Source organism: Sporomusa aerivorans (assembly GCF_041428895.1).
Lineage (GTDB): Bacteria > Bacillota > Negativicutes > Sporomusales > Sporomusaceae > Sporomusa > Sporomusa aerivorans.
Genome location: NZ_CP156926.1, coordinates 1,135,218 through 1,159,624 on the forward strand (window position 1 = coordinate 1,135,218; position 24,407 = coordinate 1,159,624).

The following is a 24,407-nucleotide window of genomic DNA, read 5'->3' on the forward strand; positions in this document are numbered from 1 at the left end:
TCTGTTTAAATTCGGATTTTTAGGATAATAGGTTTCTCTGGGCGGTTATGAAATATTCAGCTTCATGTCAGGCCTGAACGTTGGTGACCAGGAGGAGAAGACAATGAGTATAGGATTGAGACTGGAAGTCGACTTAGACAAGATTAAATACAATGCGGCTAAAGTCGTTGAATTATGCCATAGTCATGGTATTGCCGTATTGGGAGTAACTAAAGGATTTACTGCGATTCCGCAAATTGTCGCCGCTATGCTGGAAGGCGGCGTGGATGGCCTGGCCGATGCCAGAATGGAAAATATCATTGAATTAAGAAATGAAGGATTTTCCGAATCCATCACTTTACTCCGCATCCCGCAGTTGAGCAATGTAGAAAACGTTGTTACATACAGTAATGTAAGTGTCAATTCCGAAGTGGCTGTGATCCGGGCCCTGGGGAAGGCGGCTAAGGAAAAAGGATTAGTGCACCAAATTATTTTGATGGTGGACGTAGGTGATTTGCGCGAAGGCGTTATGACGGAAAATGTTCTGGCTACAGTTCGCCAGGTAATTGGCCTGGAGGGAATCCGGCTTGTAGGTCTGGGAACCAATATGGGCTGTTTCGGCGGAATTTTGCCAGAGTACAGTAATCTCAACATTTTAGTAAATCTCGGTAAACTGATTGAAACCAGACTGGGTATTAAGCTGGAAGTCCTCTCCGGTGGCGGCACTTCTTCCTTATTTCTTGTGGAACGCAATGAAATTCCCGCAGGCATTAATCAACTGCGGATAGGCGAAGGCATGCTGCTGGGAACCGACACCACTAACAGCCGGAACATAGAGTGGCTGAAAAATGATGCATTTCTTTTGAAAGCTGAAGTTATTGAAGCTAAACTAAAGCCGTCTGTCCCTATCGGTAATATCGGACGGGATTCTTTTGGCAATATTCCTGAATTCATAGATGTCGGCATCCGGAACAGGGCCATAGTTGCATTAGGCAAACAGGATGCTTATATTGAAGGACTGGTTCCTGTTGACCAGGGGCTATCGATATTGGGAGCCAGCAGTGATCACATGATCCTTGATATCACCGACGCTACCCGGCAAGTGCGCGTTGGCGACGAGCTGACTTTTCATGTTACTTATTCCGGGCTGCTTTCCGTAAGCCAATCCAAATATGTAAAAAAAGTGTTTAGAAAGGATAATATATGGTTGAGTTAGTTTCTAGAATAGAACCACGATTACTTGCGCGCCTGGTTGAACTGGAACAAGCGGCTTTTGGCGCCGGCGGCATGAACGAGTGGCATCTTGTCCCTATCATACGTCATGGCAGGGTGTTTGTTAGCAGAAATAATGCTGAGGTGCTGGGGGCAGTTCAATACATACTGGATTGGGAGCGGCCGGAACTGGCCTATATGGTTGGCGTTTCCGTGGCAGCTGAAGCGCGCGGTCAGGGAATAGGCACCGGGCTTATCACCCAGAGTCTTAACCGCCTGTTTGCTGATAAGATTGCAGAGGTGGAACTGACCGTGGAAGCTAACAACGCTGCCGCAATTAAGGTATATAAAGAGAAGCTGGGTTTTGAAATTACCGGCTTTAGAGAAAACGAATACGGGCAGGGCGAGGACAGACTGGTGATGATCCTCACCAGAGATAGGTTTAAAAGCAAGCTTAGCCAGGAAGCATTTCCCGCCAATAGCTGATATGTGATATTAAGTAAAGATCCCGTTTAGGCAGGGGGGAAGTGACGCTTCAACGCTACGCTTGTTACTGATACCCTGCCTGTAAATCTTTTGGAGCTAAACAGGTAATCCGATGCAGGAAAAAGACTGACGCGCAGAGTATGTTATAAAGTAGACTTAGCTTCAGGTGAGATTTTAGCCCCATTTGGAGGTTAGTCGCTTTTATCCAGGGATTTAGCCGCTCGCCTGTGCCCGCAGGGGTATAACTCCCACTTGTAGAAGTGGGAGTCTTAGCGCAGGTTAGTCCTCGGATAAATACAAACTAATATTTATCAATGCGGCAGGCTGGGGGATGCAGGATGAAGGGAAATGTCCCGATTTTTCGGGCTATTGCACTTGACATAGCACAACGGATTATCAATAGTGAGTTTGGGGAAGGCAGTAAGATTTCGGGCAGGACGCTGCTGGCCGGGCATTATAACGTGTCGCCCGAGACCATCCGTAAAGCTATTTCACTCTTAAAGGACAGAGGCGTTGTTGAGGTTTCGCAAGGTAAGGAAGTAGCCATATGCTCAGTTGAAAAGGCGTATGATTTTATTGAGCGCTACAAAAGTTCCGAATCGGTTTATTCGCTCAGGCAGGAGATCGAGCTCTTGTTAAAGGAAAAGCGGCTACTTGATGAAAGATTGGAAGCAGTGCTGACAGATATCATCAATTACTCTGATCGCTTAAGAAACCTAACACCCTATAACCCGGTGGAAATTTCCATAAATGTCGATGCCCATATAGTGGGCCAGTCTATTGGCGAGCTGCGCCTGTGGCAGCATACCGGGGCGACCGTGGTTGCCATCCGGCGAGGGACAGAGATCGTCATATCGCCGGGACCCAATGCCATCATTATGGCTCATGACAGAATTGTTGTGGTAGGGGAAACTGGTATTTATCAACGTACTTCCGAGTATTTTAACAGGCCTAAAGTTAGTTAGAATTAAGGAACCCGTTTAGTAAGAATAAAGTAGATTTAGCTTCAGATGGGGTTTTAACCCCACCTGAAGTTTAGTCGCCCTTATCCAGGAACTTAACCGCACTTATCTCCCGCTTATAGAAGCAGGAGTCTTAGTGCGGGTTAGTTACAGGAAAAAACGCCAAGCCCGAGTATTGTCTGCTCTGCTTGGCGTTTTTTCTATTTCTTTAACCGTTCGGCAATCACTTTGGCTGCATGCACACCGCTGGCGCTTGCCTGCGAAAGGCCGCGGGTAATACCGGCGCCGTCGCCGACAGCAAACATGTTGTCAATCTCGGTTTCCAGCTCACCTGTCAGTTTCAAGCGGGAACTGTAGAATTTGACTTCGACTCCATATAGCAGGGTGTCGTCGTTGGTCATGCCGGGCGCCAATTTATTCAGCGCATAAATCATTTCAATTATATTGTCAAGATGACGTTTGGGGAGTACCAGGCTCAAATCGCCGGGCGTTGCTTTGAGGGTCGGCTGGGTAAAGCTTTTACCAAGCCGGTGTTCGTTTGTGCGGCGGCCTTTTAACAGGTCGCCGAAACGCTGCACCAGTACGCCGCCGCCCAGCATGTTGGAGAACGAGGCAATACGTTTGCCGTATTGATGCGGCTCGGTGAAGGGTTCGGTAAAGCGGTTGCTTACTAAGAGGGCAAAGTTAGTATTTTTACTATGCAGTTTTTCATCCCGGTAGCTATGGCCGTTAACGGTGACGATGCCGTCTGTATTTTCGGCGACAACATATCCTTTGGGGTTCATGCAGAAGGTGCGGACTAAGTCGCCATACTGCTTGGTCCGGTATACTAATTTGGCTTCGTAGACATCGTCGGTAATATGCTGGAATACTTCGGACGGAATTTCCACCCGTACGCCGACATCCACCTGGTTGTTGGTCAGTGATAATCCAAGTTCGCGGCATTGGTTGGCAAACCATTCCGAGCCGGCCCGGCCCGGGGCGGCTATGAGATAATCGCAGGCGATGCTGCCATTCTTGGCTGTCTCCAGGGTAAACTGAGAATCCTTTTTCTGGATAGAGCTTACAGTAACGCCGAACAGCATGGTAATGCGCTCCTGCAGATAATCGTAGATGGACTGCATAATTCTTAAATTGTTTTCGGTGCCTAAATGCCGCACCTTGGCATCTAAAAGATGGAGGTCATATTTTAGCGCCTCTTTACCGAGGTTACTGTTCAGGGTGCTGAAGTATTCAGCCGGCGCACCATATTTTACATTGATTTGATCGACGTAGTCGATGAGATCAAGCACTTTTTGGTCGGGGAGATATTCATTCAACCAGCCGCCAAACTGGGTAGTAAAGTTATATTTACCATCCGAGAAGGCGCCGGCGCCGCCAAAACCGCGCATAATGCCGCAGGGATTGCACTTGATGCAGGAGGGCACTTTCTTATCGGAAATGGGGCAACTGCGGGAATAAATATCGTGTCCGGCCTCTATAAGTACAATTTTAACATCCGGATTGTTGCTAACAAGCTCATAAGCGGCAAATATGCCGGCCGGTCCTCCACCGACAATACCAATATCAAACTTCTCTGGCATTACAAAACCACCTTTCCCTGTGATTGTGGCACAAACCGAAAAACATTATACTTTAATAAATATTGTTTGTAAATAGGAAAATATCTGCATATGAAAATATTACAAGCGGTTGTGCCCGCCAACTTTAATCTTAATGGCGAAATGGTGATAAGTCAATGTATGGGTCATAGCCAGACAGTTTCACAAATTGTTCACAGTTTCGTCACACCTTCAGCGGAAAAATCAGCTATACTTAAGGCAAATAAAGCTGAGGAGTGAGTGACATGAGCAAGACAACTATAGCGGCCCTTATTGGCGTTCTGGTGGTATCACTGGCAGGCGCCGTCGCTTTTGCTGCTCCGGCAATGAATCCTGATCAGTCCGGCGCTTTTTGCCTGGCATGGGGACCCAATAGCCAGCAGGTTAACCTGACTGAAGAGCAAAAAGCGCAAATCGAAACCTGGCGCCAGGAAGGATTGGAACACCGCAAGCAAGTCCTGCAGAAACAGGTGGAATGGGGCTGGTTAACCCAGGAACAGGCCGACCAGCAAATTAACTGGCTGGAACAACACCACCGCGACGGGAATTTCCGGGGACCGGGCATGATGGGTCACGGTAAGGGAATGGGATCCATGCACATGCAAGGCGGCTGCGGTAATTACAGTGCGCCGGGATCAGCGCAATAAAAAAATATGGTTAGGCAGCCTGCCGGCAAAGTGCGGCAGGCTGCTTTGGTTAGTGGCCTGCTTATGGTATGCTAGTACTGTGACAACGTTAAAAACTGTGGATAAAGTAGACTTAGCTTAGGCGGGGTTTTACCCCGGCTTAAAGCTAAGTCGTCGGATAAATGAATCCCGGCAGTAGCCACAGCATTAGGGTTGACGCGGTACTCTTAGCAGTGAGGTGAATTACCGTGAATGATAAAATGGTACTGGTGGTGGATGATGAGCCGTCTATCAGGGAACTCCTGGGCTTGTATCTTACCAAGGAAGGCTTTTTAGTTGAAGAAGCAGTTGACGGGGCTGAGGCGCTTATCAAACACCAGGAGAAAAAACCGGATATTATTATTTTGGATATTATGATGCCGGTCCTGGACGGTATCGAGGTTTGCCGGCAAATCCGGAAGTTCTCGAATATACCGATGCTCATGCTGACTTCACGGGCCGAAGACGATGACCGTATCCTGGGGCTTGAACTGGGGGCCGATGACTATGTCACTAAACCGTTTAATCCCCGGGAGGTTGTCGCCCGGGTCAGGGCAGTGCTGCGCCGGCAGGCGGCGCAGCAGGAACCGCCGGCAGCCGCATTGAGTTTTCCGCATTTGCTGATCGATATGGCCAGACATTCGGTAACTGTATTTGAACAGGACATTCCCTTTGCCAACAAAGAGATGGAACTGTTATGGCATATGGCCTCTCATCCAGGCCTGGCTTTTTCGCGGGAACAGCTGTTAGAGAGTGTATGGGGTTACAGCTACTGCGGGGATACCCGGACTGTTGACACCCATATAAAACGCATCCGGAAAAAACTGGCGATTACTGCCTGCTCTCCCTGGGACATCAAAACTGTCTGGGGCATAGGCTATAAGTTTGAGGTGAAAAAGTGAGGCTGTCGCTCCAATACAAACTCTTGGGAAGTTTTATCATAGTTGTTGCGCTGGTGCTGGCCAGCGTTTCCACCGGCGTTTCACTTCTTATCCGGGACTATTTTATAGCCAGCAAAAAGCGGGAGTTCACCGACAAGGCCTATGAAACGGCCCGGGTGGTGGAAAGCTACTACGCGGGCCAGATATCCTACAGCCAACTGGCTGGTTTTATTAACAGTATTGACAGCTTGCTTGGCGCCCGGGTATGGGTTACGGACAGTTCCCTTACGATCATCGCGGCCTCTGTGGAGCAACAGCCTGTAACCGGTGGATTTCACCATTACCGGTCCGGTATGATGAAAAAAAGCCCTATGGGCTCTTCCATGGCCTGTGCAGTTGGTGAGGAGGAGGCAGGCGGGATGCATCATGGCTCCGGTATGGGCAAACACCGGGGAATGATGAACAGACAGGACGGTGTTTCCGATACTGTGCTGCCCCGGAATCCGGAACGGAAGCTTACGGATATTCAGGGGCTGGAAATCATCAAACAGCAGGTAGAAACTGCCGGGACGACAGCCTGGGATGTTACTTTTTATCATCCTTATTATGAGGAGAATATGTTGGTGGTGGGGGTACCGCTGACAGCCGGTACCGAGAGGAAAGGGACCATCCTGATTCATGCCCCGTTAGCTGGCTTTGACGACTTTCTCAGCCGGATATACTGGTATCTTGCTGCTGCCGGGGCTTTAGCTGTCCTGATCACCGTATGTATCGCCAATTATCTGGCGGCAGGCATTATTCGTCCTCTCAAGTCTATGCAGGCAGTGGCCGCCGCCATGGCTGACGGTGACTATGCCGCCCGGGTAAAAGTCGAAACCAATGACGAAGTGGGGGACCTAAGCCGTTCGCTTCTCTCCCTGGGCAAAGCCCTTGGCGACTTTGTCGACAAAACCAAAGAGACCGACAAACTCCGGCGGGATTTTGTGGCTAATGTGTCGCACGAGCTGAGAACGCCGCTAACTATTATCCGCGGCTACAATGAAGCGCTCCTGGACGGAACGGTATCCGGACCGGAACAAATGGCCAAATATCATCAAATTATGCGGGACGAAACCGTACGCTTGGAAAAACTTATCGCCGAACTATTGGACTTGAGTCAGTTAGAAGCAAATACGGCTGCTTTAGAGAAAGAGCCGGTTTCTTTAAGTGAGCTTGTCCATAACGTTGTGACAATGTTTAGTCAAAAAAGCTTGTCTCAGGACGTAAAACTAGTCGCCCATATTGCCGGCAATGTACCGGAAATAACCGGTAATGGCGACAGGCTTACCCAACTGGTTGTTATTTTGCTGGATAACGCACTGAAATATACTCCGGCAGGAGGGGCCATTACTGTCGATGTAACAGCAGACGCTAAGAACATAACCCTGGTCATTGCCGATACAGGCGCCGGTATTCCGGCAGAAGACCTGCCATATATTTGGGAACGGTTTTATAAAGCAGACAAAGCCCGTACCCGTGCCGGCGGCGGCACCGGCCTGGGGTTGGCTATTGCCAGGGAAATAATCAGTCTGCATGGGGCTGAGGCTGAAGTGACAAGCACACCTGGGAAAGGAACAGCCTTTACTGTTAAAATTCCGTGTCTGCCGGTGTGATTTTGCTGAAACTAAAAGCAGTCAGCTCTTAGCCGGAGTATCATCCTTAACATCAATATACAGTCTGCCGGTCGGTGTAATCGTTGCCAATGCCACATCGGCTATGCTGGCAATGGCGCGTTTGTCAAGCTCGTACTGCAGCCACTCCCGGGTGAAACCGTTACGGCGCAAAGCAGTCTCAATCACCTGGCCGTCTATGATTAACTCCTTACCGGTGAAATTCCCCATAACTGCAGCCGGTAGCTCCAGAGCTGCCCTGGTTATAAGGTTAAGTTCCCCGTCTGTTGTTAAAATGCCGATTTCTACCTGGGACAGATCGGCAATGTTATTAAGCTTCAGCTGTTCCAATAGACAGTTGACATTATATCTGGATTTTTTCAGATTGTTTTCCAGAATTCTGCCGCTATGAATAACCATGACCGGATCCATTTCAAGAAACTTCCGGGCCGGTTGGCTTCGAATCGTTATCAGGTTGCCGGTCAGGATGCAAGTGCCCCAGATAGCCAGGATTGTTAAGCCGGCTGTGAAGGGGACGGTCTGGACAACCAGGGTGGAAACCGTTAATAAGCCTAGGGTGGCGGTACTGACAAAATCGAATAAGGTAGCGTGGGCAATTTCTTTGCGACCCAGTGTCCGGATAACGAACAAGAGGATCACATAAGCAAGCACGGTTCGCAAGGCATACTCGATGATGTCGGTCATGGCAGCCATCCTTTCATATCCATCCTTACTATTAGAGTTGTCAACTTGAGATGTTTTATTACCGGCATGTTTTGGGAGTGGGGAGTGCGTCGCTTTAAAAGTAAACTATTTACAAAATATTGAATACAGTGTAAAATAAGTGCTGATACAAGGGTTGTGAAAACTCTTACAGAATAGGACTGAATGATAATTTTATAAAATTCTATAAAATTTTATAGTAATGATTAGGGCATGAAACCTTAAGAAAACGTGAAGTTTTCATTGGTTTGCATGCCTTTTTTATTTACCCGACGGAGGTGATAATGACGGAAATACTGCAGCAGCACTAATATAACGGGGGAGATTATGGACGTTATTAATAGTAGTATTGAACTTTTTCAAAAAGGCGGCTATGTTATGTATCCGCTGCTGGTCTGTTCTTTGCTAGTAATTGCAATTGCAGTCGAGCGCTACCAGTATTTCCGCAAGGCCGCAACAGATATAAATAGCCTTATGACAGAACTGGAACCCAGACTTAAGCGGTATGACTGAGAAGGAGCGCTCAGGGTGTGTGAAAGTACCGGCGGCGTTACGGCAGCAATGCTGTCGAACGGTTTGCTTAACATTCGTTCTGACGCCTGCGATTTATAGAGTGCCATGACCAGCACTGCAGCTCAGGCGGCCATGGCGCCTCCTTGGGACTATTGGGTACCGTTATTGGGATGATATCCTCATTTAGCAGTATTGTAGGTGTAAAAATTGAGGTTTTGGAAAACGGACGCACTGGCGAGGTGCAGATTGCACGTTCCTCAGGCCGTCAGTCGTTCGACGAGGCTGCCTTGCAGGCTGTCCGCAAATGGCGGTTTGTGCCTGCACAGGAAGCAGTCGGCGGCCGAACTGTAAGATGTTTTACGACACTGTCAGTCGTATTTAGGTTGAATTAGGGTAATTTTATATTTTGGAGAATTGTGGGTATGAAGCCGACGGTACTGTCGCTGCTTCATGCCTTTTATTTTGAGTATATTACATCCAGGAGTTGATTATTAATGATTAAGGCACGGGAAGAAGTATCCAAGCTCACTATTGCGCGAATGGCAGTTTATTATTCGGCCTTGAAAAAAATGAAGGACGAAGGAGAGTTGGTTTGCGCATCCACTCAATTAGGCCAGCGTACAGGCATTGCGTCTTCGGTTATTCGCCGTGATCTGGCGTATTTTGGCGGTTTTGGCACCAAAGGAGTTGGCTATGAGGTAGATTATCTAATGTCCTGGGTAGGGGAGATCCTGGGGTATAATGCTATATGGAACTCGGTATTTGTGGGGATGGGAATTCCGTTTTCCGGTGCAGCCGGCTATAGCCAGCTGTTACCGCCCGGTTTTACAATCAAGGCAGTTGTTGACCTTGATAACAAGAATCAAGGGCATAAAATTTCCGGCTTAAATTTGACGGTACATTCCCCGCAGAAATTAGGGAATGTAATAAAATCCGGTAATATTTCCATTGGGATAATTGCTGTGCCTCCCAAGAAAACGCAGGCAGTTGCCAACGCGTTGATTAAGGCCGGTATTAAAGGCATAGCCAACTTTTCGTCGGCTTCGGTTACGGTTCCGGACACTGTTACTTTAAGTCAAATAAATGTAACTTCGTGCCTAAGCCAGTTGTCCTATAATCTGAGCACACCCTCCACAGAAGTCGCCGGATATCAACAGGGAGAACATGAGTTACATTGTGCACTGGGGTAAAAGTTAATTATTTCTTTAGTATTTACAAAAGCTTCCCAATAGTGTAAAATTAACCCTGGAAAAAGGGTTGTGAAAACTCTTACAAAGTATTGTCGGCCATAAAGTGAAAATTGTCGATTAAGGTATGAAACCTTTGGGGGCGTATAGCTCCTGCCGGTTTTCATACCTTTTTTATTTTCTAAAGTAGAGGAGGATGGCAGATGGGTATATGATAGCAAGGCCTTGACGGCTATATTATCCTGATAGAAAGTATAACTTTCGCCTGGATAAGGGCAACATCGGCTTCCGCTTTCGCCAAAGGCTCGGCGCCAGCCGTGTTTTTTTTACATTATCAGAAAGTATATCCCCTTTCTGATAATAAGTAAGAACGACTAAGGCTTCTGCCGGCGTCCTGAAGGACTTGACACAAGCCAAGTCTTTTCTTATCAAAACAGAAAGTAACTTTGGGTATGTTGGAGGAGAGAAGAGTGAAATTAAATAAGAAAGCACTTGTTGCAGTTACAGCCGGACTGCTATTAGCAGGTATGACGGTTATGGCCGAGGACGCACCGACGTACAACCTGGAGGAAATTATAATTCAGGCCGATTCTGTCAGCAAAGATAATGCAGACACTACCGTCAGCGTAAAAACGGTGAGTCCCGGCAAGGCCGCCACTATTCCCGAGCTTTTGCGCAGTTCTGCGGGTATTGACGTGCATCAGCGGGCTATTGCCGGTGACAATCAGGACAGTACGATCAAGCTGCGGGGATTTGACGCACGGCGATATACCATTCTTCTAAACGGCCGGCAAATTAATTCGGCCGGGGTTATGGGCGGACAGTATGTGGATTGGACAACCATTCCGCTCAATACAGTGGAAAAAATTCAGATTATCAAAGGCGGCAAATCGGCCGCGCACGGCAATACCCTGGGCGGGGTTATCAACATTATTACCCGGGATAAAGGCATTAATGGCGGTGAGATCAATATTCTATCCGGCAGCAATGGCCGGTATGATTATTTATTCAACTATAGCGGCTCAGCCGGAAAACTCGATTTTAACGTAATTGCCAATAAGACCGGGGCAGACGCATACCTGCGCAACAATGACTATGATGCCAAACAGTTTGGCTTGAGGATGAATTATGATATCGACGGCAAAAACAGCATCTCTGCCGGTGTAAACCGTACGGAGGCCAAACGGGGATATATTCTTGAAAATAAGGCGGGAAATTATGACCCCGGATATCCGGTCAGTGACGGCGAAAGCCTGTCGCCAGCCCCATCCTTTAGTCCCTCTATTCCCTCATATCCACTTAACCCGGGGGCGTACTGGGAAAAAGACAACACTTATTATGACTTTGCCTACCGGCACAAGACGGAAACCGGCTTTTGGCAAATCGACTACTGGAAGAATAACGAAAAACGCCGTGAAGTTAATTACAATGCTGCCGGTACGGCAGTGGATATGGATCGCACCATAGTCAGTGATAAATCCGACAATATTGGCTTCTCCGGTCAAACCAAAGTGAGCGGGCATACCATTGGCTATGGTAGTGAATACAAACGCCTGCGTTACGGCTACGGCTATTATGATATCCGTCCGGTGGGCAGCATTGATCAGATCTATCCGTCCCAAAAGATTGACCTGTGGGGAGCCTATGTGGATGACAGCTGGAAACTGAACGGAAGATGGTCGGCATATTTTGGCTTACGGTATGACCACTTATCAGCCAGCCAGGATGACAGCCGGGCAACGGCAATGCGTGATTACGATGCTGATTCCCTGTCTCCCAAACTAAGCTTATCATTCCGTAATAATGATACTACCAATACCTTTATCTCGGTAAACCGGTTATGGCGTTCGCCGTCTATGGCGGAATACTACTGGTGGTCCCAGAATTATAATGCGGCAGTGAAAGCCGGTAACGTTAACCCAGGCTACCAGCAGCAGCTTAAACCGGAAAAGGGATACAGCTATGAGACCGGTATTGAGAAAAAGATCAGTGAGAAATACAGCACAAAGGTTACATTCTTCTACCAGGATATTGATGACTATATAAACTTCCAGCATTCTTTCCCGTTTTTTTGCTATAACATTGATCAGGCCAAGGTATGGGGCGCCGAATGGGAAAATGTCCTCAAAATGGATGACTCCAACAGGATTATCTTGAATTACACCAATCAGCATACCTCCAAAAGCGGCGCAATCCGTCCTGACGCCGGTATGGTTAATGAGCTGGATTACAGCCCTCAGCATAAAGCCTCGCTTGCCTACCAGTATGATGCCAGGCCCTGGCAGGTAAGATACAGCGTGAATTTCACCGGTCAGCAAAAAGCGTGGTACAATAGTGCGGTAAGCACTATTAGCAGTTATACCGTCCATAACCTGGCGATAGTAAGAGAGCTTGATAAAACAAGGAATATCAGCTTTTATGTTGATAACATCTTTGATAAGCAGTATGTTGAGCAACTGGGTTATCCGATGCCAGGTCGGGCGTACTATGTCAGCCTGACCCAGAAAATATAAACGCGACTGCTCACTGTAAGAAGGTGTGTTATGAGTTATACACGGAATCTGATCCACATCGCCATATTTATCGCGCTGGGGTTGACCTTGCCTATGGTTTTTCACCTGGTTGGCGGCGCCGGCCCCGTGTTTTTACCTATGCACATTCCGGTATTTATGGCTGGCCTGTTACTGGGGATAAGAGGCGGGCTAACTACAGGTGCGCTCACCCCGGTAGTCAGCAGCATCATGACCGGTATGCCTCCTTTATTGCCAATGCTGCCCGTTATGGCAGCAGAACTCGGTGTTTATGGCGCTTTGGCCGGATATTTGTATAAGGAGCGTAAGCTGCCGCTCATAGGGGCATTAGTGGCAGCCATGATTGCCGGACGTATGGCGGCTTTAAGTGTTGTCGCTTGCCTTGCCGGTCTCTTTGGCCTTACAATGAATCCAATGACTTATATTACCGGTGTTATTACTACCGGTATTCCGGGAGTAGCTATTCAGTTAGTCTTTGTCCCGCTGCTGGTTAAAAAGCTGGAGGCTGCGGGGACTGTAAGGAGGAATGCACATGACTCATGAACGGGAATTTTTCGATACTATCGCCGGGCAGTGGGATACTATGCGGGCCGCTGATGCCGAAAAAATCAATCAGCTTGTAGATCTGATCGGTCTCATTCCCGGTTCCGGGGTGTTGGACGCCGGGAGCGGTACCGGTGTGCTGCTGCCCTTTTTGAAGCGGGCTGTCGGTACTGGCGGTACTATTACCGCGGTCGACTTCTCCGGTAACATGCTGGCCAAAGCCGAAGAAAAACACGGCGGCCTCGGGGGTATTGAATTTGCTGTCGCTGATATTATGCAATATACTGCCGGCAAAGCATTTGATGCGATTATCTGTTTCAACTTTTTCCCCCATATCAAGGATAAGCCTCAGTTTCTGGTAAGGATGCGGGATATGCTGCGGCCAGGGGGGCAACTTGTCATTATGCATGATATTTCAAGAGAGCAGGTGAATGCCATTCACCAAGGCAGTAAGGTAGTTCAAGACGACAGGCTAGCGCCTGCTGAAGCTGTAAAAGAACTGTTTTTAGCAAATGGCTTTACGGTGGGAGAGACAATTGATGATAATGATCGCTATTTCATAAAAGGGCTAAAAGCTTAATGAAAGGAAAATCTCTAAGACGCTATTGCGAAGTTAGGGGGACGCACGATTGCGCCAGTCAAGGTGATCAGGAGCGACATGCGTCATATAATACTGCTGAGCTGGCAGCAAAAAAAGATAATAATCAGCACTGCATATAAGTTTATTTGCATTAATATACTGTAATAATTCCGGCTATAGGTTGAAGCTCGCGGTAACCGTTGACCTTGTAAAAAAGGCATGAAGCCTTAAAAGGATTATACATCCTTTTTAGCTTCATGCCTTTTTACAATAAGTAATTGTTGGAGAGGAGGTATTACCCAATAAAGTGAAAACCTTCACTAAAAACAAAGGAGGGTGATAACTTGTCTGAACCTAGCGGCTCGCATGCTGGCTTTTTAAGTATGCTTTTGATCATTCTCTTATTTGGCGGGCCTTTTTTACTACGGGTCTGGTGTCTGACTGACACGCTGCGGAAAACTAAGCAGTCACAGCGTAATCAATCTAAACAATAAGGTAAAACTCTTTTGTTGTTTATTCGCCCTGTGGATGAACGACAAAAGAGTTTTTGCTGTTCGGCTTATCCCGGAAAGAGCTTCATATATTATTTGTTGCTATAGACATAAGGGCTGCTCAGCGGTTTGATCGGAGTGACCCGGTTAGCCTTAATCACAGGCAGTTTATTGCCAAGATAAACGAAAGTGTCTACTTTACCCTGAATTTCCACCCAGCTGTCGTTTTTCAGGCTGCGTTCCTCGTTCCATTCAACAAACAGGCCGCTTGGTATGGCATCGGCGGCACAGCAGGATATCTCGAAGCGGGCGACCATAAAATGGTTGGCCGGTATTTGATCCGGATGGTAGACAAAGCCGCGAATCTGGAGCTCTCTGCCAACAAAAGCCGGTGTATTCTCGTATAAGGCAGTCACCTGCCTGATGTGATTTTCATCGTTTATTATTACAGCCGGCTGAGACGGGGAGACTGCAGGCAAACTAACCGGGGCGGCGGAAGCCGCATGAATGTATTTTAGGCCTTTTTGTTCTGCTGTTGCTGAGCCGAGGGGACTGGCGGGAATCATCAGACCGAGAAACAGGGTGCCGATAAAGATCATATAGGATAGTTGACCGACGGTATGGTGACAGCTGCAGGCCTTGTTATGCCGCCGGTCAAAAGCTTTTAGTGTCTGAATTGCTGTCAGCAGGATTAAGAGCGCCAAACCCAATTTTATATTGCCGATAAACTGCGGGTTAATAATCCGGGTCAGACTCTCTTCTGTCAGCGCGTTATAAAATAGCAGGCTAAAGCCCAGCAGCACACTGAGTTTTAGTAGATTTTCCGCCAGCGGCTTATAACGGAACACGGCAGATCACCTCCCAGACTTCAGGCAGATATACCATAGACAGGCTTACCGCAAAGACGACAGCCGTAATAACCAGCACGAGCTTTATAACAAAGGAAGGCTTAAAGACGGTAAACAGCATAATTGTATTTTTGACGTCAAGCATGGGACCAAAGATGAGAAACGCTGCCAGCGATCCGGTAGTAAAGTGTTCCAGAAAAGGCGCGGCAATAAACGCATCGGCCTGGGAGCATACCGAGATAAGAAAAGCAAAGCCCATCATACCGCCAACTGCGTAAATTGGTTCCTGCCCAAACGACAGTAAAGACAGGCGGGGGACTGTCACTTGAATTAATGCGGCCAGGAAAGAGCCAATCAGCAGAAACCGGCCCATATCAAAGAACTCGTCGCAGGCATGATACAGCATATTGCGAATCCGGCCGGTAAAGTTGGCGGGAAGGTGGGGCTGATGATGTTCATGATGACTGCAGCATTGAGTCGCCGCTAAATCGCCGCCGGCCAGGACGGCGCGCTGCCGCATACTGCTGATGATAAAAGCGATTATGACAACCGACAAAAAAGCTCCGGCCATACGGTAGATGACCATGGAGGGGAATGAGGAAAACGCCAGGTAAGTTGACCAGACGACAAGCGGGTTGATAATCGGGGCAGAAAGCATAAAGGTAATCGCAATGTACGGCGGAATACCCTTTTGAATTAACCGTCTTACAACCGGAGCCATGCCGCATTCACACAGTGGCAGGATAAGACCCAGTAAACAAGCGGCGATAATTCCCCCAAAACGGGTGCGCGGCAATAAGCGCTGGATCCATTCCGGCGGAATGAAGGAGTGAATGGCGGCGGAGACAAAAACGCCAACGAGCACTAGCGGCAGTGCCTCCATAATGATACTGAGAAAAATGGTATTGAACTCTTGCATACTAAACCTCCTGCCTGGGCAATAGGATTTTGATACATTATATGGGAACTAAACAAGAATATTCTTAATAACTCAGAAGGTTAGTAAAAATCGCAGTATTGGCAGGAAAAACAGGAGAGGACTGAACGTAGCGTGTACGTTCAGTCCTTTTCCTGTTTTACTTCCCACCACATAACCCCAACGGTTGTCGCTGACTGCTCAGTGCAATACCCATTGACGGCACGTTCCTGCAAGAAGTTGTGAATCTTGGCGGCCGTTTCCGGACCGGCCACACCCAGCATGGCAAAGTAACGGGTATAGTGATCGATAAGATAGCCTAGCGGTTCGTCCTGAGACTGGCTATAACTGTAAAACGAAACATGCGGCCGGTACCCCTTCTGATAGAGGATGTTGAGCGGATAGATAATATCAAAGGATGGACCGGGCGCAGGCTCTTCCAGGAGCTTCTCCCACAACAGGCGGCGCAGGTCCAAATCATGCTGGCCGGCGAAGCCGATGAGGCAGCAGCCTTTGCGGGCTATCTTGGTCATTTTCATCAGGCTGTCATAATCGCGAATGGCCGGACTTTTCGCGGCAAAGGCTATATCAAATGCCGGTTCCGCCGGCAGATCATGCCAGTCGGCATGGTAAGGCCGGATGTTCTCTGCTAAACCCGCCTGCTCAGCCTGACTCTTAAGTACGGCTAACATTTGCGCAGCGGTATCCATAGCGGTTACTTTGACTTCGCGCGCGGCTAACGGCAAGGCGTAGGTTCCCGGTCCGCAGCCAATATCCAGCAGACTGTCGCCAGACCGGAAAGCTCCCTGGGCAGCAAGATCATTAATGATTTTCTCATGGACTTCTTTATTGGACGCATTATGTTCAGCGTAACGGCCGGAGAAACTATTCCAGAACTCCTTCCAGGCCTCGGGGTCTGGCCGGCGTTTGCGGGTGCTGCTGCTATACTCTTCCCAGGCTTTAGCCCAAAACTGTGCGTTATACATGCGGCTTACCATCCACGGCTATAATCTTCCGTGCAGGCCAGACAGGCGATTTTTCCATCCCGCAGGCGGGCGCGGGCTTCCATGACTTTTTCGCCGCAGTACTCACAGGTGACAGAGTTAAATAGTTTAGCTTCCGGCGGCAGTTTAAGTTTTGCCTCATGAATCTTGAAGAGGGCTTCGGGCGGAGTGGCCAGCAACTTGGCAATACGTTCCTGCTGTAGCTGCTGCCAGGCGGTTTCCTGCTCAGCAGTAGCCTGGCCGCTGAATACGGCTGCCCGCATGGCTTCCTGCTCAGCGGTAAGCGGCGCAGAAGTATTTTGCGCTACTACCCGCACGGCTTGTCCGGTCCTGCGGTTGCCAACGGTATAGGCCTGCTTGCCGACATCTTTATAAATCAGGTTCCCCTTCCCGATGGTACAGCCTAAAAGGACCTGAATGGCATCAATGCCGCAGCCGTCAGATTCGACAATGGCGACAAGTTCTTCGTCCTGAGCCTTCTCTACCTTGAGGCGGGACAGGGCAATCCTGGCCGCTAAATAGCCAATAGTCAGCCCGGGGCAGCTGTGACCGTGGAAATCAACGGCCTGTTGGTAGTCTGTAGGAAAATGAGACATATTCATTCCTCCCGCTTAATATATTGAGAATAAAAAAAGGCATGTCCGTTAAAAGAACTTACGCTCTTAAAAAAGGTTTCATACCTTAACTCCACGTACAATGATTTTTACTAGGATAACTATATTATCAATTATGTGGGTAATATTGTCAAATGGATAATTTGCAGCGGCTGATTGACAACATTAGTGAATTTTGTTACAATTCAATACAGTAAGACAGCTGAAGCTGTCTTGGGCCGCGAGAAGGCGGCTTTTCAATGAAATCTTTAGCGCCGAAATATTTATAATGAAAATTTAAGCAGCCATGAAGGCTTCTGCGTAAGCAGGTGTCTTTAATGGCTTTTTTAATGCAAGTTTATTTCAGTTGTGCTGGCCGATTTGCCGGATCACACCAATGCCTTTTTATGGAGTGGCATGCTATGCTTGCGTTCAGTAACAGGCGATGAAAGGTCAGCAGGAGTTTAATTTTTGCTGACGAATTACATACGTCAATCGTCCAGTTTAGCGGAAGGTGGTACAAAGGTCATGTTAATTGCAGTTATTGATGGTATGGGCGGGGGCCTTGGGGTGCAGTTGGTTTCCCAGCTTTCAGCACAACTGGGACAAAAAGCGGATATTATCGCCTTAGGCACCAATGCGTTAGCGACCAACAACATGGTGCGGGCAGGAGCCATGCGCGGCGCGACCGGAGAAAATGCCGTTATTGTTTCCATACGCAAAGTGGATGTGGTGGTAGGTCCAATTGGTATTATTATTCCTAATTCACTGATGGGGGAAATTACACCCAGAATTGCCGAAGCTGTCGCCTCAGCTGATGCACATAAAGTATTAATACCGGTAAATCAACAACACTTTGATATTATCGGACTGGAAAGCCGGCCGCTGGTCAATTCGATAAAAGAAGCGGTTGCTAAAGTAAACGAGCTTGTTCAGTGTAAAGCATGGTGAAATAAAAACAACCCGGCACGGGTTGTTTTTATTTTCCTGATAGAAAGTATAACTTTCGCCTGGATAAGGGCAACATCGATTTCCACTTTTGCCAAAGGCTCGGGCAAACCGTGTTTTCTTTATGCTATTCTGGCATTATTCTAAAGCAGCCGTTTTGCGGTCAGCGCGCCACCAGAGCACGCCAATAGTGGTATTTATAAGCTCTGTGCAGTAATCCTCAACAGCCCGGTTAGCCAGGAACTCGGTGATCTTGGCCGTTATTTCCGGGCCTTCCAGTCCGAACAGCTTGAAATAACTGGTATAGTATTCAATCATATAAGCCAGGGTTTCCCGGTACCGTTCCCGGTAGCTGTAGAACTTGATATTCGGCAGATAACGCTCCTGATAGAGAATGTTAAAGGGATATTGAATATCAAATGCAGCGTGTTCGGGCGGCGTTCCCATCAAATGTTCCCACAAGAGGGTGCGGACTTTTATATGATATGTACCGGCGAAACCGATCAGGCAGCAGACGCCGCGGGAAACATCATTCATTTTCATTAAGCTGTCATAGTCGTTAATAGCCGCCGTGTTAGCGGCAAACACCACATCATAGGCCGGTTCGGACGGGAAATCCAACCAGTCGCCCTGCCGGGGCGTAAGCCGGCAGGTAAGGCCCTCATGAATGGATTCAGACCTAAGCATAGCCAGCATCTGGCCGGCGGTATCCAGACCGGTTACATGTCTGGCCTTGGTGGCTAACGGCAGGGTATAGGTGCCGGGCCCGCAGCCAATATCCAGAACTTCGCTAAAGGCGCTGATTACTCCGTCGGCGATGAGCCCGTCGACAACTGCGTTATATATGGAACGGCTTTGGCGGTTGCGCAGCGCGTGCAGTTCGGCATAGGTATTCCAAAACTGCTGCCAGCCTTCTTTATTGCCATAGCTTGGCGCCTGTGAGGACGTTTCGCGTACTTCCTGCCAGGCGTCAGTCCAGAACCTGGTGTTGCACATATATGTCACCTTCTTTGATTATTGCGGTCAATTGAAAAAAGGCATGAAAATCCAGGAGGAGATATCCTCAGGTTTCATACCGGCTTGTTGAATCTTCATGATTCAAACTACTAGTCTAAATATAAATTGTTTTGCCTTAAATGTCAATCCGTAACAAGCTTCAGGCATACTTGCGGAGCCTGTATTGACAACAATATCCGGATATGATACGGTTATCTTGGAAATAATCAACTACATATTATGAGTTAGGTGCCCTACGGGCTTAATAGGGAAGTCCGGTTAAAAGCCGGCGCGGTCCCGCCACTGTAACGGGGAGCAATCTTAAGATACGCCACTGGGATTTACCTCCTGGGAAGGTTTAAGCAAGCTATGATCCGGAGCCAGGAGAACTGCCTAGCTGACGATCGCCGTTTTGACCCACGAGGTATGGGGAGGGGATTTACAGTAGGCGCTGGCGGACTTGCTCTTTGGCGTCTGTTTGCAGATCTGCTCCTGGTAATATTGCCAGGAGTTTTTATTTGGCATACTGTTCTTTCCACTCCCGGCCTTGTTTGGGTGGGGATTTTTTGTATTTAAAAAAGCTGACGCCTTATAGGAGTATGCGGGGGAGGAAACCGAAATGTTAAAATCAGTTATGACTCATTGGGAAACACAGGAAGATTTTAACTTTTATATGGCGATTTTGTCCCACCAGTTTAACTTTGTGTTCAGACACTCGGAACGCGTGGCGTGCTATGCGGTCACGCTAGCCCGGCATATCGGCTGCACGGACGAGGAGATAGTAAACATTGGCGCTGCAGCTTTGCTGCATGATATCGGCAAAATGAATGTGCCGATAAAGGTTCTGTATAAGCAAGGCATTTATGACCGGTATGACCGTTCGGAAATGGAACGACATCCGGTATATGGCGGCCAGATTTTGCTGCGCTCAAAAGAAATGCGTCATTTAACCGATAGTGTACTGTATCATCATGAATGGTATGACGGAACCGGATATCCCAAAAAGCTGCACGGGGAGGAAATACCCCTGCCGGCCAGAATTATTCATATCGTGGAAGCTTTTGATGTTATGACAACCGTTCAAAATTATCAGCAATGGAAAAACCGCGATATGGCGCTGGCTGAGCTTAAGTGCAAAGCCGGCAGCCAGTTTGACCCCCGGCTGGTCGATATATTCGTAAGCCTTGGGCCTGACATAATCAATAAAATATCACCTGCCCGCCAATTCATCCCTGAGGAAGAATCCGATGAAGTTGTCCTGCCTGACAGCATCAGCCATTATATGGCCAATATATCCAACCTGGGCATTATCTGTCTGGACAAAAACAACACAGTTGTTTTTTGCAACCCGTATGCCGAGAAAATGCGGCAATTACCGGCGGGCGAGCTGTTTGGCAAGAATTTTTTGGAAAACTACCCGCAGCACCGGCGGACCATCTTAGAAGAAAAGCTGTCGCAGTTAAAAACAGGTGAAAAAACAGAATGGTACCGCCTGATGGGAAGGGGCGGAAAATTCATTGAAAATCGGTATTCCCGGGTAACCGATGCAGCGGGAAAATATATCGGTACTGTGCTTGTTACCATTGATGTGACTGAGCGTGAGCGGGTTAACCGTATGCTGAACATGGCTTTGGAGCGTCAGTCAGCCTTGTATCAGGCGGCTCAAATTATTGCATCCGCATTTAATATTGCGGAGGTAATAAAAGGTATTCTGAAAATAGTCATCCAAAGCATGGCAGTCAGGCAGGCCGCTATATGCCTGCTTGAGGAGCCGGGTAACGATATTGCCGCTGTATATCCGGAAAGCAGCAGGGAGAATTGTTTGGCTGATTGCCGCTGGGCAGTGCCGGTTTTACGCAATTCGCTAAAGACTTTGGCTACGCGTGAGGGCGGCAATATAATTAAATATCACATCCCCCTGGTATTCAGGGAGACACTGCTGGGAGTTCTCTATATGGAAAAGGTCTGTCAGGGTGAGGATTATACGGAACGGTTGCAACTGCTGGAAGCGCTGGCAAGCCAGACGGCGGTTGCTGTCCACAATGCCCGGCTGCATGAGGAAGTACAGTATTTGGCGGAGTATGACAAACTGACAGGGCTCTTTAACCGGCATTCCTTTGACAAGCAATTTTCCGGTTACTGTCTGCAGGCTGATCTGAAAAAGCTGCCGCTGACTTTATTAATGATTGATATTAACGGGCTAAAAGCGGTAAACGACCGTCTGGGGCACGTGGCAGGCGACCTGTTGATCAGAGAGACCGCGCACATAATTACTAAAAGCATCCGTGCCGACGATTGCGCTTTTCGCTATGGCGGAGATGAAATTGTAGTTATCATTCCCGGCATTTTGCTGGAGCAGTCCCGGATCATCATCAAACGCATACAGCACAGTGTAAGCCGCTGGCGGTATAAAGATGAAAGCGGCGAACTGAGCTTAAGTGTAAGCATCGGCGCAGCCGACAACAGTGAAGTTAGTTCAAGCGGCCTGGTGCAGACGGCGGATGCCCGTATGTACGAAAACAAACGCAGGCATTATCAGGTGATGGAGGCCTGATAACTTGAAAGAATATTCAGCTATTGACAACAAGTAATAGTCCATGCTATTATTAATACATAATTTCATATCAGAGTTAGGTGCCCTACGGGGCTTAATAGGGAAGTCCGGTTAAAAGCCGGCGCGGTCCCGCCACTGTAACGGGGAGCAAGCTTAAGATATGCCACTGAGATGTGCCATCTTGGGAAGGTTTAAGCAAGCTATGATCCGAAGCCAGGAGAACTGCCTATCTGACAATCACCGTTTGTTACCCACGAGGTATGGGGAGGGGATTACAGTAAGCACTCTCGTAGTGCGTCTGGCTAATTCACTCCTGGTCCAAAACCAGGAGTTTTTATTTAGCATGCTGTTTATTACTCTCAACTATAACGGTTGAGAGTTTTAATATTAATGCCATTTTCTCAAAACGCTCCTTTCAATTTATGCCGTTAGGCACGGGTCATTTGACCCTATTTTTTTTTATATACCTGGTAACGTGATCAGGGTGGCAAAACCCAGAGAGGAGCACGCTGCGCCTGTATCTAAAATTGTTTTCAAGTATTGACAAGCGTTCCCAGATAACATATAGTTATATCATAATCGAATCATGGAGATAGGTGCCCTTGCGGCTTAATAGGGAAGTCCGGTTAAAGACCGGCGCGGTCCCGCCACTGTAACGGGGAGCAAGCTTAAGATATACCACTGGGACGGTCGTCTTGGGAAGGTTTAAGCAAGCTATGATCCGGAGTCAGGAGAACTGCCTGTCTGACAATCACCGTTTGTTACCCACGAGGTATGGGGAGGGGATTACAGTAGGCGCTTTTACAGGCGCATTCGCTAATTCGCTCCTGGTTTCTGACCAGGAGTTTTGTATTTAGTCAACTGTTTAAACTCCCAACTGCAGACGGTTGGGAGTTTTGATTTTTAGGCAATCTGCGGCGGTTTTTGCCAAATGTAAGTACTGTTGGCACAGGTCGATCCTGCCATGGGAGTTTCTGCTGCTATGGAATGTATACCGGGACCTGGGAAATTCGCTATGAGCCCATGAGCAACCTTTTCAACAACAGAACATCAGGATTACTAAAAACAAAGGAGTTGTTTTTTGCATGAAAAATCTTTATTCACTCATTACCGGCATCTTGCTGCTGGCCGTATTCGGTTGTGTAAGCCTGCTGCCCTCGCCGGCGGCCGCTGCACCGGCCAACGCCGGTAAAAAGGCCATCCTGGTTGTAAGTTTTGGCACTACTTTTCCTGAAACTATGAAAACAACGATTGAGGCAACGGAAAATAAAATCAGGGCAGAGTTCCCGGATTATGAAGTTCGCCGTGCGTTCAGCTCCCGTATCATCATCAAAAGGCTGGCTGAACGGGACGGTATAAAAGTTGACACGGAAAAACAGGCGCTTGACCGTCTGAAAGCCGAAGGCTATACCGAAGTAATTGTCCAGCCTATGCAAATAACTCCCGGCGAAGAGTATGAACTGATTGCCGGTGTGGTGAAACATGCACAGGCAGCCAAGGATTTTGAAAAAATTGCCATTGGCCGGCCGGTACTTTACTATATGGGACAAGAAGGACAAAACGATGATTATCTGGCGGCCGTTAAAGCGGTAGCTACCCAATTCCCGGCATTGAAAAAGAATGAAGCCGTTATGCTGATGGGACACGGCGGTCCGCATCCGGCAACCGCTGCCTATGGTGTGCTGCAGGCTAAACTGAATGATGCCGGTTATAAGAATGCGTATGTATTCACGGTAGAGGGCTATCCGACTTTCGAAGGCGCCATTGAAAAGCTTAAAGCCGATAAAGTCAAAAAAGTTACCCTGATGCCGTTTATGCTGGTGGCCGGCGATCATGCCAACAATGATATGGCCGGTGATGAAAAAGACTCCTTCAAGAGCCAGCTTATTGCCGCCGGTTTCAAAGTGGATACCTATATCCATGGTTTAGGTGAAAATGCCGCCATTCAGGATATCTATGTTGAGCATGTTAAAGATGCCATTGCCGACCTGAATAGCCCTGTAGCCAAGAAACATTAATTCTAATACCTGACAACTGAATAACCAAGAGTTAGGTGCCCTACGGGCTTAATAGGGAAGTCCGGTTAAAAGCCGGCGCGGTCCCGCCACTGTAATGGGGAGCCAGTCCATGAGATGCCACTGGGATGAGAAGTCCTGGGAAGGTTTGGATGCGCTATGAACCAGAGTCAGGAGAACTGCCTAATTTACAGTCACCGTTTTTAACCCACGAGGTATGGGGAGGGGATTAAGCTTATTTCGTTATAAGTATAACCATATGCGGCGAGTGTAACGTTGTATCTGGTGATGCATAGTGGGACTAAAAAACATCTCCTTTTAAATAAGGAGATGTTTTTTTCTTAATGTATTAGAGTTTATCCTGTGACTAACCCGCTCTAAGACTCCCCCTTCTGTAAGCGGGAGTAAGAGCGGATAAGTCCCGGGATAAGGGTAACTAACCTTCAGATGGGGCTAAAACCCCACCTGAAGCTAAGTTTACTTTATAAGTGTATTTGTTCGTAATGACATTAACGGCCGCGACAGCGTTT

At 48.0% G+C, this 24,407-nt stretch carries 22 protein-coding genes and 4 riboswitches; of the genes, 15 read left to right on the plus strand and 7 right to left on the minus strand.

Going from position 1 to position 24,407, the window contains the following annotated elements; translation table 11 throughout:
- Positions 1–103 precede the first annotated feature (103 nt).
- From SATMO3_RS05105 to SATMO3_RS05115, 3 genes are all read left to right on the plus strand, one after another.
- Positions 104–1,195, plus strand: coding sequence for an alanine/ornithine racemase family PLP-dependent enzyme (locus SATMO3_RS05105; RefSeq protein ID WP_371378427.1), 1,092 nt, complete (start codon positions 104–106; stop codon positions 1,193–1,195).
- Entirely contained in the window at positions 1,183–1,677 is a 495-nt protein-coding gene (locus SATMO3_RS05110; protein ID WP_371378430.1) for a GNAT family N-acetyltransferase, read from the plus strand. The genes SATMO3_RS05105 and SATMO3_RS05110 overlap by 13 nt, the downstream gene beginning before the upstream one ends.
- Before the next feature lie 338 nt (positions 1,678–2,015).
- Positions 2,016–2,642 (plus strand): TrkA C-terminal domain-containing protein, encoded by a 627-nt coding sequence (locus SATMO3_RS05115; protein ID WP_371378433.1) that lies wholly within the window; start codon positions 2,016–2,018, stop codon positions 2,640–2,642.
- A 197-nt stretch (positions 2,643–2,839) separates the two neighbouring features.
- On the opposite strand, the gene SATMO3_RS05120 is transcribed toward SATMO3_RS05115, so the two are convergent.
- Positions 2,840–4,222 carry an NAD(P)/FAD-dependent oxidoreductase gene (locus tag SATMO3_RS05120; RefSeq protein ID WP_371378436.1) on the minus strand — a complete coding sequence of 461 codons (1,383 nt, stop codon included), beginning with the start codon at positions 4,220–4,222 and terminating at the stop codon, positions 2,840–2,842.
- A gap of 263 nt (positions 4,223–4,485) precedes the next feature.
- On the opposite strand from SATMO3_RS05120, the gene SATMO3_RS05125 reads away from it, so the two are divergent.
- The 3 genes from SATMO3_RS05125 to SATMO3_RS05135 all read left to right on the plus strand — a co-directional run bounded on the left by SATMO3_RS05125 (position 4,486) and on the right by SATMO3_RS05135 (position 7,438).
- Positions 4,486–4,887, plus strand: a complete 402-nt coding sequence (locus SATMO3_RS05125; protein ID WP_371378439.1) for a DUF2680 domain-containing protein — start codon at positions 4,486–4,488, stop codon at positions 4,885–4,887.
- 227 nt (positions 4,888–5,114) lie between these two features.
- Complete coding sequence (locus SATMO3_RS05130) at positions 5,115–5,807, plus strand: response regulator transcription factor (RefSeq protein ID WP_371378442.1); 693 nt, start codon at positions 5,115–5,117, stop codon at positions 5,805–5,807.
- Positions 5,804–7,438 carry a sensor histidine kinase gene (locus tag SATMO3_RS05135; RefSeq protein ID WP_371378445.1) on the plus strand — a complete coding sequence of 545 codons (1,635 nt, stop codon included), beginning with the start codon at positions 5,804–5,806 and terminating at the stop codon, positions 7,436–7,438. The genes SATMO3_RS05130 and SATMO3_RS05135 overlap by 4 nt, the downstream gene beginning before the upstream one ends.
- A gap of 21 nt (positions 7,439–7,459) precedes the next feature.
- Here SATMO3_RS05135 and SATMO3_RS05140 read toward each other — a convergent pair whose 3' ends face one another.
- Positions 7,460–8,140, minus strand: coding sequence for a YetF domain-containing protein (locus SATMO3_RS05140; protein WP_371378448.1), 681 nt, complete (start codon positions 8,138–8,140; stop codon positions 7,460–7,462).
- Positions 8,141–8,485: 345 nt separating this feature from the next.
- On the opposite strand from SATMO3_RS05140, the gene SATMO3_RS05145 reads away from it, so the two are divergent.
- From SATMO3_RS05145 to SATMO3_RS05170, 6 genes are all read left to right on the plus strand, one after another.
- Positions 8,486–8,671 (plus strand): hypothetical protein, encoded by a 186-nt coding sequence (locus tag SATMO3_RS05145; RefSeq protein WP_371378451.1) that lies wholly within the window; start codon positions 8,486–8,488, stop codon positions 8,669–8,671.
- Between the two features lie 143 nt (positions 8,672–8,814).
- Entirely contained in the window at positions 8,815–9,063 is a 249-nt protein-coding gene (locus tag SATMO3_RS05150) for a TonB family protein (RefSeq protein WP_371378453.1), read from the plus strand.
- 102 nt (positions 9,064–9,165) lie between these two features.
- Positions 9,166–9,861 carry a redox-sensing transcriptional repressor Rex gene (locus SATMO3_RS05155; RefSeq protein WP_371378457.1) on the plus strand — a complete coding sequence of 232 codons (696 nt, stop codon included), beginning with the start codon at positions 9,166–9,168 and terminating at the stop codon, positions 9,859–9,861.
- 467 nt (positions 9,862–10,328) lie between these two features.
- The gene (locus SATMO3_RS05160) at positions 10,329–12,371 is read left to right on the plus strand and encodes a TonB-dependent receptor plug domain-containing protein (RefSeq protein ID WP_371378460.1); all 2,043 of its coding nucleotides are present in this window, start codon (positions 10,329–10,331) and stop codon (positions 12,369–12,371) included.
- Positions 12,372–12,401: 30 nt separating this feature from the next.
- On the plus strand, positions 12,402–12,932 hold the full coding sequence (locus SATMO3_RS05165; RefSeq protein WP_371378463.1) for an ECF transporter S component: 531 nt from the start codon (positions 12,402–12,404) through the stop codon (positions 12,930–12,932).
- On the plus strand, positions 12,922–13,512 hold the full coding sequence (locus tag SATMO3_RS05170) for a class I SAM-dependent methyltransferase (protein WP_371378466.1): 591 nt from the start codon (positions 12,922–12,924) through the stop codon (positions 13,510–13,512). The genes SATMO3_RS05165 and SATMO3_RS05170 overlap by 11 nt, the downstream gene beginning before the upstream one ends.
- Positions 13,513–14,095: 583 nt before the next feature.
- On the opposite strand, the gene SATMO3_RS05175 is transcribed toward SATMO3_RS05170, so the two are convergent.
- From SATMO3_RS05175 to SATMO3_RS05190, 4 genes are all read right to left on the minus strand, one after another.
- Positions 14,096–14,851 carry a TIGR03943 family protein gene (locus SATMO3_RS05175; protein WP_371378469.1) on the minus strand — a complete coding sequence of 252 codons (756 nt, stop codon included), beginning with the start codon at positions 14,849–14,851 and terminating at the stop codon, positions 14,096–14,098.
- On the minus strand, positions 14,838–15,770 hold the full coding sequence (locus SATMO3_RS05180) for a permease (protein WP_371378472.1): 933 nt from the start codon (positions 15,768–15,770) through the stop codon (positions 14,838–14,840). The genes SATMO3_RS05175 and SATMO3_RS05180 overlap by 14 nt, the downstream gene beginning before the upstream one ends.
- Positions 15,771–15,910: 140 nt before the next feature.
- Positions 15,911–16,753 carry a cyclopropane-fatty-acyl-phospholipid synthase family protein gene (locus SATMO3_RS05185; protein ID WP_371378474.1) on the minus strand — a complete coding sequence of 281 codons (843 nt, stop codon included), beginning with the start codon at positions 16,751–16,753 and terminating at the stop codon, positions 15,911–15,913.
- 5 nt (positions 16,754–16,758) lie between these two features.
- Entirely contained in the window at positions 16,759–17,367 is a 609-nt protein-coding gene (locus SATMO3_RS05190; protein ID WP_371378477.1) for an FmdE family protein, read from the minus strand.
- Between the two features lie 468 nt (positions 17,368–17,835).
- Here SATMO3_RS05190 and SATMO3_RS05195 point away from each other — a divergent pair, with 468 nt between their 5' ends.
- Positions 17,836–18,315, plus strand: coding sequence for a DUF3842 family protein (locus SATMO3_RS05195; RefSeq protein WP_371378479.1), 480 nt, complete (start codon positions 17,836–17,838; stop codon positions 18,313–18,315).
- Positions 18,316–18,450: 135 nt separating this feature from the next.
- Here SATMO3_RS05195 and SATMO3_RS05200 read toward each other — a convergent pair whose 3' ends face one another.
- Positions 18,451–19,308: a class I SAM-dependent methyltransferase gene (locus SATMO3_RS05200; protein ID WP_371378482.1), complete on the minus strand. Its 858-nt coding sequence runs from the start codon at positions 19,306–19,308 to the stop codon at positions 18,451–18,453.
- Between the two features lie 230 nt (positions 19,309–19,538).
- A riboswitch (cobalamin riboswitch) is annotated at positions 19,539–19,720 on the plus strand.
- Positions 19,721–19,927: 207 nt separating this feature from the next.
- Here SATMO3_RS05200 and SATMO3_RS05205 point away from each other — a divergent pair.
- Together SATMO3_RS05205 and SATMO3_RS05210 are read left to right on the plus strand one after the other, a co-directional pair.
- The gene (locus SATMO3_RS05205) at positions 19,928–21,862 is read left to right on the plus strand and encodes a diguanylate cyclase (protein ID WP_371378486.1); all 1,935 of its coding nucleotides are present in this window, start codon (positions 19,928–19,930) and stop codon (positions 21,860–21,862) included.
- A 61-nt stretch (positions 21,863–21,923) separates the two neighbouring features.
- Positions 21,924–22,107: riboswitch (cobalamin riboswitch) on the plus strand.
- A gap of 332 nt (positions 22,108–22,439) precedes the next feature.
- A riboswitch (cobalamin riboswitch) is annotated at positions 22,440–22,621 on the plus strand.
- A 326-nt stretch (positions 22,622–22,947) separates the two neighbouring features.
- A complete protein-coding gene (locus tag SATMO3_RS05210) occupies positions 22,948–23,880 on the plus strand; it encodes a sirohydrochlorin cobaltochelatase (protein WP_371378489.1) in 933 nt (310 codons plus the stop codon).
- Positions 23,881–23,896: 16 nt separating this feature from the next.
- Positions 23,897–24,079: riboswitch (cobalamin riboswitch) on the plus strand.
- Positions 24,080–24,407: the final 328 nt, after the last annotated feature.